This window comes from Luteimonas dalianensis, assembly GCF_049339425.1.
GTDB lineage: Bacteria > Pseudomonadota > Gammaproteobacteria > Xanthomonadales > Xanthomonadaceae > Luteimonas > Luteimonas dalianensis.
The window spans coordinates 21,134-34,699 of the sequence record NZ_JBMPPO010000006.1 but is presented as its reverse complement, the minus strand read 5'-3'; the positions used below and the strand labels follow the sequence as shown (position 1 = coordinate 34,699).

Genomic DNA, 13,566 nt, shown 5'->3' with positions numbered 1-13,566 from the left:
CGGGAGTCCGGCCATGAGCTTCATCGACACGCTGCGCAACCGCTGGAACACCGCCGGCACGCTGGTCTGCGTCGGGCTGGATCCGGAGCCGGCGAAGTTTCCGGCCAGCTTCGCCGATGACCCGGACGCGGTGTTCAACTTCTGCCGCGACATCGCCGATGCCACCGCGCGGTACGCCTGCGCCTTCAAGCCGCAGATCGCGCACTTCGCCGCGCTCGGCGCCGAGGGCGCGCTGGAACGGCTGATCGCGCACCTGCACGCCGCCCACCCCGGCGTGCCGGTGATCCTGGACGCCAAGCGCGGCGACATCGGCTCCACCGCGCAGCACTACGCGGCCGAGGCCTTCGACCGCTACCGCGCCGACGCGGTCACCGCCAACCCTTATCTCGGCCGCGACTCGGTGCAGCCGTTCCTGGATCGCGCCGACCGCGGCGTGGTGATCCTGTGCCGCACCTCCAACCCCGGCGCGGGCGACCTGCAGGATCTTCCGGTGCGCACCGCATCCGGCGAGCGCCCGCTGTACCAGCACGTGGCCGAAACCATCGCCCGCGACTGGAACGGCAGCGGCAACTGCGCCCTCGTGGTGGGCGCGACCTGGCCGGAGCAGCTGCGCGAGGTGCGCGCCATCGTCGGCGACATGCCGCTGCTGGTGCCGGGCGTGGGCGCCCAGGGCGGCGACGTGGAAGCGGTGGTGCGCAACGCCCGCAGCGCCGACGGCACCGGGCTGATGGTCAGCTCCTCGCGGGCGATCCTGTACGCGTCATCCGGCGAGGACTACGCCCAAGCCGCCGCCGGCGCCGCCCGCAAACTGCGCGACACCATCAACCGCTACCGCTGATCCTCTTCCCCTGCCGGCTGGGCGACCTCGAAGACCTGGCGCAGGTAGGCGAGGTAGCCCGGATCGTCGCACATGGTCTTGCCGGGCGAGTCGCTGAGCTTGGCGACGGGCTGGCCGTTGCAGCGGATCATCTTCATCACCACGCTCAGCGGCGCCACGCCGACGTCGTTGGTCAGGTTGGTGCCGATGCCGAACGACATCCGCGCGCGGCCGCGGAAGCGGGCGTACAGCTGCATCACCAGGTCGATGTCCAGGCCGTCGCTGAACACCAGCACCTTGCTGCGCGGATCGATCCGGTAGCCCTCCAGGTGCGCGATCATCCGCTCGCCCCACTCGAACGGATCGCCCGAGTCATGGCGCATGCCGTCGAACAGCTTGCAGAAATACAGGTCGAAATCGCGCAGGAAGGCCTCCAGCCCGATCACGTCGGTCAGCGCGATGCCCAGGTCGCCGCGGTACTCGCGTGCCCAGGTGTCGAACGCCGCCGCCTGCGAGTCGCGCAGCCGCGGCCCCAGCGCCTGGAACGCCTGCAGCCACTCGTGGGCCATCGTGCCCTGCGGGTTCAGCCCCAGCCGGCGCGCCAGGTCGACGTTGCTGGTGCCGGCGAACTTCGGCCCCAGCTCGGCCGCAAGCATTTCCACCACCTGCGCATGCCAGGCGCGCGAGTAGCGCCGGCGGGTGCCGAAATCGGTGATGCGGCAGTCCTCGAAGCCCACCGCGTCGCGCAGCCGGGCGGCCTTGTCGCGCAGCCGGCGCACGCCCTGCCCCTGCGCGTCGGCACCGGCCTCCTGCCGCAGGTGCACCTCGCTGACGATCGCCAGCAGCGGCACTTCGAACAGGATGGTGTGCAGCCACGGCCCCTCGACCTCCAGTTCGATCCCGCCGGGCCCGGTCTGCGAGGCGCGCAGCGTCAGGTACTTGCGATCCAGCCGGAACAGGCCGAGGAAGTCCACGAAGTCCGCCTTCATGAAGCGCAGCCCGCGCAGGTATTCCAGCTCCTCGCTGGTGAAGCGCAGCCCGCACAGCGCATCGATCTCGCGGGAAATCGCATCGATGTGCCGCGCAAGATCGACGCCGGGCGTGCGGCAGCGGAACCGGTAGGCGGCATGTGCGGCGGGGTGCTGGTGCAGCACCGCCTGCATCATGGTGAGCTTGTACAGGTCGGTGTCGAGCAGGGATTCGATGACCGGCATGGGGATCCAGCGCCTGCGCTACAGGGCGCGCAGCGCAGCGAAGGGGAAGCGGGCCCAGATCATCGCATACACCAGCAGGCGCACCGGCAGGCTGCGGCGCGGCGCTTCGAACCTGCGGAAGTAGCGCGCCAGCCCGCGATGCTTGTGCCATTCCACGAACACCGGCCGCGCCCGGCTGGACACCCCGCGCACGTGCAACACCCGCACCTGGTTGGCCACCGCGACCAGCGCGCCGGAGTCGTGCGCACGGCGGCATAGATCCAGGTCTTCGGCATGCAGGCGGTAGCCTTCATCGAAGCCGCCCAGCCGGTCGAACAGCGCGCGCGGCATCAGCATCAGCGCCCCGGACACCGCTTCCACCGGCTGCAGCGCGAGGCCGTCGTCGGGCGGAATCGCCATGGAGGCCGAGGTGCTTCCGCCGCCGGAGGCCAGCGCGCGCAGCATCGCGGCGAAGTCCGGCGCCCGCCGCCGCGCGGCGGGGTCGCGCACGCCGTCCCCGCCAACGAGGTCTGCGCCCAGCAGCACGCAGGGCGCGCCGACGCCACCCTGATTGCCGGCGCCGGCCTCCCGCGCCAGGGCCGTCATCCGCGCCAGCGTGTCCGGTTCCACCATCAGGTCGGGATTGATGAGCGCGACCCACTGCGCATCCGCCGCATCCACCGCCGCCACGCCCTGGTTGCAGGCGCTGCCGAACCCCGGGTTGTCCGGATTGGCGATGAAGCGCACCCGCGGATCGGCGGTGGCGTGGCGCTGGATGATCGCCACCGTGTCGTCGCTGGACGCGTTGTCCACCACCCGCACCTGCACGACCCCTTCGGCGGCGCGCAGGCGATCCAGGCACTCGCCGATGGTCGAGGCGCTTTCGAAAGTCACCACCACCGCCGCAATCCCGCTCACGGCCCGGCCTCCCCGTCTTCCGGCAGCGGAGCGGACTCGGGAAACAGCTCGTGCTGCGGCGGCTCGCCTTCCAGCGCGGCGACCTCGGCATGCAGCCGGGCGCGCGCCTCGCGCAGCGGGTCGCGCATGATGAAATCCGCCAGACGCGGATGCCAGCCCGGCCAGCGCGACGCCAGCGCCGGCATGTCGCCATCGGCCGGGCCGCCCTCTCCGCCGCGGGCCACGAACGCGGTCTCGCACAGGGCGTTGCGCCAGCCCAGTCCCGACAGCCGCAGCGACAGGTCGATCAGCGCCGCGTACCAGGAGCGGTAGCTGGACGCATCCAGCCCGCCCACCCGCTGGCGCGCACTGCCACGCAGCAGCACCGCGTGGCCCACCGCGGCCGGCAGCTCGGGATGCAGCGGCGGCAGCTTCGCGCAGGCCCGGCCGATGCGATCCAGCTCGGCGGGAATGGGCTCCACTTCGCCAATGCGCGGCCACGCCGCCGCCTCGCCGGCGTTGCACCACGGCGTGGCGGTGGCCACCGACGCATCGCGCGAGAAGCACGCCACCAACGCCAGCAGCCAGCCCGGCGCCGGGATCGCATCGGGCGCGAGCACCGCCACGTCGGCGTCGCCGCAGGCCTTGAGCGCCTCGTCCAGGTGCGCGACCTGGCCGATGCTGCGCTGGCGGCGGCTGTAGTCGGCCTGCAGGCGGGTGCCCGCCAGCCATTTCTCGACGATCGCCAGTCCCCGCGGGCCGGCGCAGGCGTCATCGGCCAGCCACACGCGGGTACCGGCGGGAGTGCCGGCGTCCAGCGCGGCCAGGCAGGCGTCGAGCGCGTCGTCGTCGGTTCCCAGCGGCAGCAGGACAACCGGCAGGTCAGGCATCGGCGGCCGGCCCGTTCAGTCCACGCCTTCGACGGCCCGCTGCTCCGCCGCGCGGGCTGCATCCTCGCGCTGGTGTAGCGGCTCCATCGCCCGGAAGCGGCGGCTGTACTCGTCGGTCAGGCGGCGCGCCTCCAGCGGATTGCGCACGATGTTGGGGGTCAGCAGGATGATCACCTCGCTGCGCTCGTTGCGCACCCGCTGCTGGCCGAACAGGCCGCCGATCACCGGCAGCCGGCTCAGGCCCGGGAGCCCGGTCGAGCCGCTCGTGGCGCCCTCGCTGATCAGTCCCGCCAGCATCACCGTGTCGCCCGACTGCACAGCCGCCTCGGTCTTCAGGTAGCGGGTGTCGATGCGCACGTTGCCGAATTCGTCGACCTCGCCCAGCGGCGAGCTGACCTCCTGGGCGATGTCCAGGAACACCATCCCGTCCTGGGTCACCCGCGGGCGTACCTTGAGGATGATGCCGGTGTCCAGGTACTGCACCTGGGTGTAGGCGGCATCGCTGCCCACCACCGGGTTGATCGACACCGAGTTGACCGGGATCCGGCTGCCCACGTTGAGCTCGGCCTCGGCGTTGTTGCGCACGAACACCGACGGCGTCTGCAGCAGGCGCAGGTCGCTGACTTCGTCCAGCGCCGAGATGATCGCCGCCGCGTTGCGGCCCAGGAACGTCCAGCTCAGCCCGGGCGCGGTTCCGCCCAGCGGGGTTCCGCTGACGTTGCCCGCCAGCGAGCTCCAGGTGCTGCGGCCGACCGCGCTGGGCAGGCCGGCATCGGTGACGGCGCGCTCGAAGTACCAGTTGACGCCGTATTCCAGCGCGCCCTCCAGCGCCACTTCCACCACCTGGGCCTCGATGTGCACCTGCATCGGCATCACGTCCAGGCGCTCGACCACTTCGCGGATCGATTTCCAGGCCTGCGAGGTGGCGCGCACCAGCAGGGTGTTGGTCTCCTCCACCGCCGACACGCCGACCTGGTCGCCATCGACCTCCAGGGTGACGCTGCCCGAACCGGGGCCCGCTTCGCCCAGATCCAGCTGCCCGCCGCCCCCGGCAAAGCCCCCGCCAGCGCCGCCCACGCCGCCGCGCGCCCCGCCGCTGCGCCGGTTCTGCGCGCCCTGGCGGCCGCGCCGGCCCGCGGCGTCGTCCACATCCCCGCCCACCGGCAGGCTGCTGCCGCGACCGCCCACGCCACTGCTGCGCATGCTGGTGGACTGCACGCCGGGCATCAGCGAGGCGCTGCCGCCCTCGTCGCGGCGGCCGCCGCCGGCGCCGAACACCTCGGCCAGCCGGTCGGCCAGGTCCATCGCCTTGATGTACTTGAGCTCGTAGGAATACAGCCGCGCATCGCGGCCAGCGCTGTCGATGCGCTCCAGCCAGCGCTGCACCTCGCCCAGGTAGGCCGGTTGCGGGGTGATGACCATGATCGCGTTGGCGCCGTCCAGCGGCATGAAGCGGAACATGCCCGCCACCGGCGAACCGCTGTCCTCGCCGAACACCGCCTCCAGGTCGCCCACCACCTGCGAGGCGCGGCCGGTTTCCAGCGGGAACACGCCCACCGACATCCCCGCCAGCCAGTCGACGTCGAAGATCTCGATCGTGCGCAGGTAGTTGTCCAGCTCGGTGCGGGTGCCGGCCACGGTGATCACGTTGCGGGCGTTGTCGGCGCTGACGATCGCGTCCGGGCGCGCGTAGGGCTCGAGCACCTTCCCCATCTCGGTGGCCGAGATGTAGCGCAGCGGCACCGCGCGCACCTCGAAGCCGCGCGCGCCCTCGGTGCCGCCGGCCCGCGGCGACACCGTGCCGGTGGCCACCGCGCCCTCGGCCGGGACGATGTTGTAGCGCCCGCCGCTGTAGATCATGCGCGCGTTGTTCCAGCCCAGCACCATCTCCAGCAGGTTCAGCGCGCCGGCCGCGCCCACCGGCCGCGGCGTGGCCAGGGTCACCGTGCCCTGCACCTCCGGCGCGATCACGTAGTTCTGGCCGAGCATGTCGCCCAGCACCGCCTTGACCACCGCGTGCAGCGGCGCGCCCTCGAAGTTGAAGGTGGATTCGCCGCTGCTCGCCGCCAGGCCCGGGCGCGGCGCGCTGGCGGCGGCCTGGTTGATGGTCTGGCCGCTGCCGTGGCGCACCTGGGCGCGGGGCTGCTGGTCGGTGTCTTCGAGCGATTCGGCCTGGATGACCGGCATCGGCGGTGCGTCGGTGGTTCCCGCGCGCTGGATGCCGGGCATCGGCGTGGCGCATCCGGCCAGCAGCATCGCCAGGGTGGCGACCAGGGCCGCCTTGATCCGGTTGGAAAACATCATGGGCTGCACTCTAAGGGTTCTCCCTCGCCGCTGCCGGCGGCTGCGGCTGTGATTGCTGCTCGCGCAGGCGTGCGCGGCGCTCCTCGATCCTGCGCCGGATCGCCTCGGCCTGCGAGGCCGGGGTGGGGTCGGCGTCCGCTTCGGCTTCCACCGGCGCCTCTGCCTGCAGGACCGATTCGGCCGATTCGGACGCGACCCGCGTGGGCGGCTGGCCGCCGACGCCGTCGAACACCCGCATCTCCAGCCTGCGCTCCCCCTCCGGGCCGGTGAAGGTGGCGCTGCGCGGGGCCACCGCCACCAGCGTCCAGCCGGGCGCCTGCGGCGCGGACTCGCCGAGGCGGAACGAAATCGGCACGCCGTCCTCCTCGCGCTGCACGATCGCCATCTCCAGGTCGGGCGTGATCAGCACGCTGGTCAACACCACGTCGAACCCGGCCGGCGCGTCGCCATCGTCCTGGCCGTCCGCCTCCAGGAAGAACGGCCGGTGCTTGCGGTCTGGCGCGAACAGCGCGCGATCCACGATGGCGGCGTACTGTCCCGGCGGGCCCAGCCGTTCCACGGCATCGCCACCGCCCTGCTGCAGCGGCTGCAGCAGCGACGGATCCTCGGGTAGCGGCTCCACCTTTCCGCCCAGGCCGGCGGCAGCCAGCACCCACGTGCACGCCGCCCACAGCGCCACCGCCGCAAGCAGCCAGGTGCGGGGGCCGGCATCGTCAATCCGCATCGGCACTCCCCGCCTGCGACGACGGCCGCACGTAGCCGACCAGGTCGAAGCTCACGTCCAGGCCCAGCCCCTGCCCCGGCGCGCCCGCATCGGAGAACGACTGCTGTGCCAGCAGGTTGAGGTTGTCAACGAACAGCCGCGGCGCGCCGCTTTCCAGCGCGTGCAGCACGCTGGCCAGCTCGGCCCCGCCGCAGCGCAGGCGCACCCCCACCACCGCGCGCGGGAACCGCTGGTCGCGCGCATCGGTCATCGGCGAGCGGTTGATGATCGCGCAGCTGCGGTTGCCGGGGCTGGCCTGGGCGACGGTGGTTTCCAGATGCTGCACCAGGGCCGCGGTGGCACGCTCGAGGCTGGATTCGGCCATGAAGCCCGGTTCGCGCGCGGCCTGTTCCTGCAGCGCCTGCAGCTGCTCGAGCACCTGCGGCTGCTGGGACAGCGCCATGCGTGCGCGCAGGTCGCGCTGCTGCAGGGCCTCGATGCGCGCGTCCAGCTCCAGCATCGGCCGCGTCCACCACGGGTGCACCAGCACCAGGTAGGCCACGGCCAGCGCCAGCAACAGCAGGCCCAGCGCCAGCCAGCGCTCGCGGTCAGGGATCGGCCTGCGCACCGGCGCCTCCGTTGTCCACCGCCAGATCCGCGGTCACGGTGAAGCGGTCGCGGCGGCTGCGCGGATCCTGCTGCAGCGCGCCTGCCAGCGCCGGGGCGCGCCACAGCTGCGACCCGCCCAGCTCGCGCACCAGCGCGGACGCCTCGGTGCTCTGGCCGATCAGCAGCAGGCGGTCGTTCTCCACCGACATCCGTTCCAGAAACGAGTTGTCCGGCAGGCGCCGGCTCAGCTCGTCGAGGATCTCCACCATCGTCGGCCGCTCGGCCCGCAGCCCGGCCAGGTACTGCATCCCTTCGATATGGTCGACCACCTGGCGGCGCTGGTCGGAGGCCTCGCGGGCCTGGACGATGCGCGCCAGCGACGCCTGCTCGAACGCATCGGCGGCCTCGCGGCGGTTGTCCAGCACCATCCACATCGCGCTGGCAATGGCCAGCACCGCCAGTGCGGCCAGGGCCAGGTTCCAGCGCTGCCAGGGATCGCTGCGGCGATGGCGGCCGGCCTCGGGCAGCAGGTTCACCTCCAGCGGCTCGCCGTTCGCATCGTCCAGGTCGATCCCGGCCAGGCCCGCGCCGGCGCCGCCGACCCCGGCGACCGCGGCATCGCACACCGGCCGCGGCACCACCACCAGCTCCACCTCCAGCTGGCCATCGTCACGGCGGCCGGTCACCCGCGCGTCATGGCGCACTTCTTCTGCGGTGAACGGCGTCTGCCGGTCGATCTCGAATCCCAATACTTCCCGCAGCCTGTCCGCGGCCGCCGCCGGCACCTGCATCGGCCGCCGCAGCGCGGCACCGGCGGGCAGCACCAGCCAGCGCGGAAGCGCCGCGAGCGCCGGCGGCAGCAGGCCCTGCAGCGGGTCTTCACCGGTGCCATCGGCCTGCCAGGGCAGGCGCACCAGTTCGCGGGCCTGGCCGCTGCGCTCCAGCGCGACCCGCAGCTCGCCGCCAGCGTGGCGCAGCAGCAGGCGGCGGCCGTCCAGCTGCAGCAGGTCGCGCATGCGCACCGGCAGCCAGCTTGCCAGCGCCAGCCCCCACCAGCGCCAGAAGCCGCCGATGCCCGGCGCCAGGCGGCCCCCGGCCGCGCGCCCCAGTCGCTTGCGCAGCGGCGCAGGCCCAGCAATGTCGGCGTCAGTCGTCATCCGGGTGCCGCAGCGCCCTCCCTTCCCGCAAGGTTGGATCCTGTCCACGCCGGGCGCCCCCCCGGCCCGCCCGCCTTCCATCGCGCGCCATCCGGCCGCGCGGCTGTCGATATTACACGCCCCATCACGGTGTCCGGCTCAGTCACCATCCGGCGCGACCGCTCCCTGTTTCCAGCGCAGCGGCGTGTAGGCCGCGCCCGGCAATCCGCCGCCGGCACGCACCACCGCCTGCAGGCGCGACTGGCGGCCATCGGGCAGGCGGGCACGGCTGTCGATGCTCCAGGTGCCGCTGCCGGTACCGGCGAACGCGCCCGCCCCGAGGCTTTCATCCTCCATCTGCCGGCCCGCCAGCACCGGTTCGGGGTCGATCCCCATCGCCTGCAGCACCACCGCGCCGGCGTAATTGGGATCCGGGCGCGGCCGGCCGGCGTGCACGGTGACGTGCCCGGCCATGCCCGCGGCCAGCTCCGGCGGCATGCCGAGCACCAGCTCAAGCTCAGATACCGCCTCGAACGGGGCGTCCTTGGCGCCGTAGGGCAGCCCCGCCGCGGCGTACTGCGGATCCTCGGCCGCGCCCACCAGCTGGCCCAGGTCGTCCGGGTCGCGCCAGTCGATGATCGCCCCGGCCAGCCGCTCGGCATCCGCGGGCTCGGCACCCAGCGCGGCCATCAGCCCGGCCAGCAGGGCCTGGTCGGCGCCGTTGAGGTCGACCTTGCCGGTTTCATCCACGATGCGCAGCTCCAGCGGCACGCCGTTGAAGTCCCACTCGTAGGGACGGCCGTCGGGGATCCAGCGCGCCTGCGGATCGGTGTCGCGCAGGCGCAGCAGCGCGTACTCCAGGCCGGCGCGCGCGACCTGGTCGCCGACCACCGCGTGCGCCAGCACCCGGCCCTGCATCTGCTCGACCCGCGCGGTCAGCGCGAACGCCCCCACCAGCGCGGTCAGCAGCACGATCAGCCACAGCACCAGCAGCAGCGCCGCGCCGCGCTCGCCCGCTCCGCCTCGGCGACCGGTCACAGCCCAAGCTCCTGCGCAGCCCCGTCCAGCCGACCCTGCCCCTGCACCAGCGACACCACGAGGGTCGGCCACGGGCCTTCGCGCTCGTCTTCGATTTCAATCCTCACCTGCACCGGCAGCTGGGACGGATCGGGCCACTGGCTGAGCCAGCCGGTCAATGCGCCCTCGCGATCCAGGCCGCGGTAGCTCAAGCGCACGCTGCGCAGGTCTTCGGCAAGCGGCTCGGGCGCGCGCGGCGGGTCGTCGGGCCAGGTCTGGCCGGCAAGCACGGTGGCAAACGACACCTCCAGGCGGACGCCGTCACGGCCGCGCACCACGGCCACATCGTGCAGCGCCGGCCCGCCATGGCCGAGGTACGGCGGCAGGTCGCTGACGAAGCGGATGCGGTCTGCTTCGCCGATGAAGCGCGCCGCCTGCCCGGTGCGTTCGTCGACTTCGAACACCGCCGAATGCGCCGACGCCAGCCGCCGGCGCAGGAAACCGTCCACGGCCCGCACGCGCTCGCTGTAGCGCGCCATCTGCTCGCCGCGCTCGACCGTGGCGGTGGCCGCGCGCAGGGTGGCGAACGCCAGCGCCAGCCCGGCGGCCAGCAGCGCGGTGGCCACCAGTACTTCAATAAGCGTGAATCCGCGCCCGCGCAACCCACCCGCCGGAACACGAACAGTGCCGTTGCAACGGCTTGCGAAAACGAATCGCCGCGCCCCCGCGAACCCGCCGCCGGGACACGAACAATGCCGTCGCAACGGCTTGCGCAAATGAACAGCCTGCTGCTTCACAGCGCCACCCCCTCCGCCGCCACCAGCCGCAGCGACTCCACCACCAGCCGCTCGCGCGGCCCGCCCTCGCCCCACTCGACCGTCAGCCGGATGGCCATCATCTGCGACCCGAACGGATCGGCCAGCGGCGCCACCGGCAGCTGCGGATCAACCCACGGCTCGACCTCCAGCTGCCAGCGGTAGCGCCCCGCGTCCAGCTCGCCCCCGCGCTGTCCGGGCACCAGCACCTCGCCCACGCCCACCTGCGCCACCAGCGACTGCGCGTGCAGTGCGGCGCGGCCGGCATCGGCCGACCAGCGCACCTGGCGGGTGGCGCCCGAGAGCGTTCCCAGCAGCACGGTCAGCGCCAGCGCCAGCACCGCGAAGGCGACCAGCACCTCGATCAGGGTGTAGCCGCGCGTACGCTGGCTCACCGCCGCCCCCGATGCACCCGCACTTCCCCCGTCAGCCAGGCCACGTCCACGTCCCAGCGCGCATCACCGGCCTCCAGCCGCACCCGCCCGCCCGACGATGCGCCGTCGTCGAAGAACACGATCACGCCCTCCCCGTCGCGCTCCTGCATCTCGCGCGCGCCGGTGAACTCCACCTCCAGCCGCTCCGGGATCGTGCCGCTGCGCTCGCGCGGCGCCTGCCAGCTGCGTTGAACCGGATCGATCGAGAACCGCTGCGGCGTCCCGGTGGCCAGCGCGTGGGCGCGGGTGAAGCGCAGGTTGGCGGCAATGTCCCCGGCCGCCGAACGCAGCTGCATCCGCTCCAGCCCACCGCCGAGGATCCCCACCGAGAGCACGCCGGCGATGGCGATCAGGCCCACCACCACCAGCACCTCGATCAGCGTGAATCCGCGCCCGCGCCCCCGCGAACCCACCACCCGGGCACGAACAGTGCCGTCGCAACGGCTGACGAAAGTGAATGACCGGCCGACACCGCTTTTCCCCCAGCCGCTTTCCCCCCGGCCACCTTCCCCCCGGCCAGTCCCGCCACCCGCCACGCGACGAACCGCCCTACTGCTGGATCCGGATATCCGCATTCACGCTCTCACCGCCCGGCTGCCGATCCGCGCCGTAGCTGACGATGTCGTAGCGCCTGCCATCGCCGGGCACGCGGAACTCGAAGGGCGTATTCCACGGATCGTTGAGCTCGGACTCGGTCGCATACGGGCCCAGCCAGCCGCTCACGCCCGAGGGCTGCACCACCAGGTCGGACAGCCGGTCGGGCAACGTGCCGGTATCCATCTCGTAGTTGTCGACCTTGCCGGCCAGGGTCTGCACCTGGGCCTGGGCCAGGTTGACCCGGGCGCGGTCGCCGCCGCCCAGGATGCGGCTGGCGGCGAAGGCGACGATGCCGCCGATCAGCACCACCACCACGATGATTTCAATCAGGCTGAAGCCGCGCTGCGCGGCCTTGCCGATGCGGGGCTGGTGACGTCGACTGTTGCGGAAGTTGTTCATGCATCAACCTATGACATTGGTGAGATCGTAGATGGGAACCAGCACCGCCAGGATCACCACCATCACGATGGCGGCCAGCAGCAGGGTTACCGCGGGAACCAGCGCCGCCAGCATGCGATCCAGCGCCTGGGCGGTCTGTTGTTCGAAGGTGTCGGCGGTCTTGAGCAGCATCGCATCCAGCGCGCCTGACTCCTCGCCGACCTGGATCATCTGCAGCGCCAGCCGCGGAAAGCGCTCCCCGCGCCCCAGCGCCGAGGACAGCCCGGCGCCGCCCTTGACCTGCTCGGCGGCGGCGTCCACGTCGGCGGCCAGGGCCCGGTTGCCCAGCACGTTGCGGCTGATCCCCAGCGCCGCCAGCAGCGGCACGCCGTTGCGCAGCAGGGTGCCCAGGGTGCGCGCCAGGCGCGCGGTTTCCAGTCGCGCGACCAGCGTGCCGGCCACCTTCGCACCCAGGATCCACTCGTCGAAGCGGGCCCGGAATTCCGGGTTGCGCAGCCTGCGGTCGAACCACAGCAGCGCCAGCAGCGGGATCGCCAGCAGCAGCAGCCACCAGTCGCGCACCAGCTCGCCCACGCCCAGCACCAACCGGGTGAACACCGGCAGCTCCGCGTCCAGGCTCTCGTACATGCCGGCGAACTGCGGCACCACGTAGCCCAGCAGGAACAACAGCGACAGCCCCACCATCACCACCAGGATCGCCGGGTAGATCAGCGCGTTGACCACCCTCCCGCGCAGCTCGCGGCTGCGCTCCATGTATTCGGCCAGCCGCTGCAGGGTCTCCTGCAGGGTGCCGCCGGCCTCGCCTGCACGCACCATGTTCACGTACAGCCGCGAGAACGTGCCGTGCTGGCGCTCCAGCGCCTGCGACAGCGGGCTGCCGCCGCGCACCGCCTCGCGGATGTCGGCGATGGTGCGCCTGGCCGCCTCGTCCTCGGGCAGGTCAAGCAGGATCGTCAGCGCCCGGTCGAGCGGCTGGCCGGCGTTGAGCAGGGTCGCCAGCTGCTGGGTGAACTGCACCAGCCGCTGGCCGGAGAAGGGCTTGGGCCTGAACAGCGTCCGCCAGCTGCGAGCGCCGCCGCCCTCGCCCGCCGGCCGCGCCTCCACCGGCAAATGCCCCTGCTCCTGCAGCCGCAGCACCACCTCGGCCTCGCTCGCAGCCTCCATCTGGCCATCGAGCGTCTCGCCGCGCGCGTTCAGTGCCTTGTAGCGGTACAGGGTCATGGCGCCTCCAGCAGCGGCGCCGGGGCCCGGATGCGGTCGTCCGCGGCAACCATGGCGCCACACCGCATGGCGCCCGCGTCTTTGCTGCCGGCCAGCATGCGCCCGTCATCATCAATGCAGAACAGCGCGGTCAGCCGCCCGCCCCCTCCACGATGCAGGTCGCGCACGCGCAACATCACTTCGTACGTCCCCGGGGGCAGCGGAAGCCCGCGCTCACCGATCACCGTCTGCACCCCACGGGGACGGGCGCCCAGCGCGATGCACTGCCCGCGGTCCAGCGCCCAGCCCGCGGTTCGCTCCGGGGCATCGATGGCCCACATCAGCGCATGCGGCGGCTGGCGCGAGCTGACACTGGCCGAGTACACGGTGAACCGACCATCCACGGGGCGGAACTTGCGCGTCCAGAACAGCGAGATCGGCCCCAGGTAACGCTCGACTGCAAAGCACGGGACGCCATCGACCGTTGACAGCGCCACATCGCCATCGTCATACCGGGACAGCGCATGCGCCGGTGCGGCGGCGGCCACGACCGCC

General features: G+C 72.5%; 15 protein-coding genes. 1 reads left to right on the top strand and 14 read right to left on the bottom strand.

Going from position 1 to position 13,566, the window contains the following annotated elements:
• The first annotated feature begins 13 nt into the window (after positions 1 to 13).
• Entirely contained in the window at positions 14 to 838 is an 825-nt protein-coding gene (gene pyrF / locus ACOZ90_RS09780) for an orotidine-5'-phosphate decarboxylase (protein ID WP_422893469.1), read from the top strand.
• Here pyrF and pncB read toward each other — a convergent pair.
• From pncB to ACOZ90_RS09710, 14 genes are all read right to left on the bottom strand, one after another.
• Positions 829 to 2,031 carry a nicotinate phosphoribosyltransferase gene (pncB, locus tag ACOZ90_RS09775; RefSeq protein ID WP_422893468.1) on the bottom strand — a complete coding sequence of 401 codons (1,203 nt, stop codon included), beginning with the start codon at positions 2,029 to 2,031 and terminating at the stop codon, positions 829 to 831. The genes pyrF and pncB overlap by 10 nt on opposite strands.
• Positions 2,032 to 2,049: 18 nt before the next feature.
• Positions 2,050 to 2,928, bottom strand: a complete 879-nt coding sequence (locus ACOZ90_RS09770; protein ID WP_422893467.1) for a glycosyltransferase family 2 protein — start codon at positions 2,926 to 2,928, stop codon at positions 2,050 to 2,052.
• Complete coding sequence (locus tag ACOZ90_RS09765; RefSeq protein WP_422893466.1) at positions 2,925 to 3,797, bottom strand: glycosyltransferase family 2 protein; 873 nt, start codon at positions 3,795 to 3,797, stop codon at positions 2,925 to 2,927. Before ACOZ90_RS09765 ends, ACOZ90_RS09770 begins: the two co-directional genes overlap by 4 nt.
• A 15-nt stretch (positions 3,798 to 3,812) precedes the next feature.
• Entirely contained in the window at positions 3,813 to 6,098 is a 2,286-nt protein-coding gene (gene gspD / locus ACOZ90_RS09760; protein WP_422893666.1) for a type II secretion system secretin GspD, read from the bottom strand.
• Positions 6,099 to 6,111: 13 nt separating this feature from the next.
• Positions 6,112 to 6,825 carry a hypothetical protein gene (locus tag ACOZ90_RS09755; protein ID WP_422893465.1) on the bottom strand — a complete coding sequence of 238 codons (714 nt, stop codon included), beginning with the start codon at positions 6,823 to 6,825 and terminating at the stop codon, positions 6,112 to 6,114.
• A complete protein-coding gene (gspM, locus tag ACOZ90_RS09750; RefSeq protein WP_422893464.1) occupies positions 6,815 to 7,432 on the bottom strand; it encodes a type II secretion system protein GspM in 618 nt (205 codons plus the stop codon). Before gspM ends, ACOZ90_RS09755 begins: the two co-directional genes overlap by 11 nt.
• The gene (locus ACOZ90_RS09745) at positions 7,413 to 8,570 is read right to left on the bottom strand and encodes a PilN domain-containing protein (protein WP_422893463.1); all 1,158 of its coding nucleotides are present in this window, start codon (positions 8,568 to 8,570) and stop codon (positions 7,413 to 7,415) included. The genes gspM and ACOZ90_RS09745 overlap by 20 nt, the downstream gene beginning before the upstream one ends.
• A 138-nt stretch (positions 8,571 to 8,708) precedes the next feature.
• The gene (locus ACOZ90_RS09740; protein WP_422893462.1) at positions 8,709 to 9,587 is read right to left on the bottom strand and encodes a type II secretion system minor pseudopilin; all 879 of its coding nucleotides are present in this window, start codon (positions 9,585 to 9,587) and stop codon (positions 8,709 to 8,711) included.
• On the bottom strand, positions 9,584 to 10,228 hold the full coding sequence (locus tag ACOZ90_RS09735; RefSeq protein ID WP_422893461.1) for a prepilin-type N-terminal cleavage/methylation domain-containing protein: 645 nt from the start codon (positions 10,226 to 10,228) through the stop codon (positions 9,584 to 9,586). The genes ACOZ90_RS09740 and ACOZ90_RS09735 overlap by 4 nt, the downstream gene beginning before the upstream one ends.
• Positions 10,229 to 10,359: 131 nt before the next feature.
• Positions 10,360 to 10,776, bottom strand: a complete 417-nt coding sequence (gene xpsI, locus ACOZ90_RS09730; protein WP_422893460.1) for a type II secretion system protein XpsI — start codon at positions 10,774 to 10,776, stop codon at positions 10,360 to 10,362.
• A complete protein-coding gene (gene xpsH / locus ACOZ90_RS09725) occupies positions 10,773 to 11,231 on the bottom strand; it encodes a type II secretion system protein XpsH (protein ID WP_422893459.1) in 459 nt (152 codons plus the stop codon). The genes xpsI and xpsH overlap by 4 nt, the downstream gene beginning before the upstream one ends.
• Positions 11,232 to 11,364: 133 nt before the next feature.
• Complete coding sequence (gene gspG, locus ACOZ90_RS09720; protein WP_422893458.1) at positions 11,365 to 11,811, bottom strand: type II secretion system major pseudopilin GspG; 447 nt, start codon at positions 11,809 to 11,811, stop codon at positions 11,365 to 11,367.
• Positions 11,812 to 11,814: 3 nt separating this feature from the next.
• Positions 11,815 to 13,032, bottom strand: a complete 1,218-nt coding sequence (gene xpsF, locus ACOZ90_RS09715; RefSeq protein ID WP_422893457.1) for a type II secretion system protein XpsF — start codon at positions 13,030 to 13,032, stop codon at positions 11,815 to 11,817.
• On the bottom strand, positions 13,029 to 13,559 hold the full coding sequence (locus ACOZ90_RS09710; RefSeq protein ID WP_422893456.1) for a hypothetical protein: 531 nt from the start codon (positions 13,557 to 13,559) through the stop codon (positions 13,029 to 13,031). Before ACOZ90_RS09710 ends, xpsF begins: the two co-directional genes overlap by 4 nt.
• Between the last annotated feature and the right edge of the window lie 7 nt (positions 13,560 to 13,566).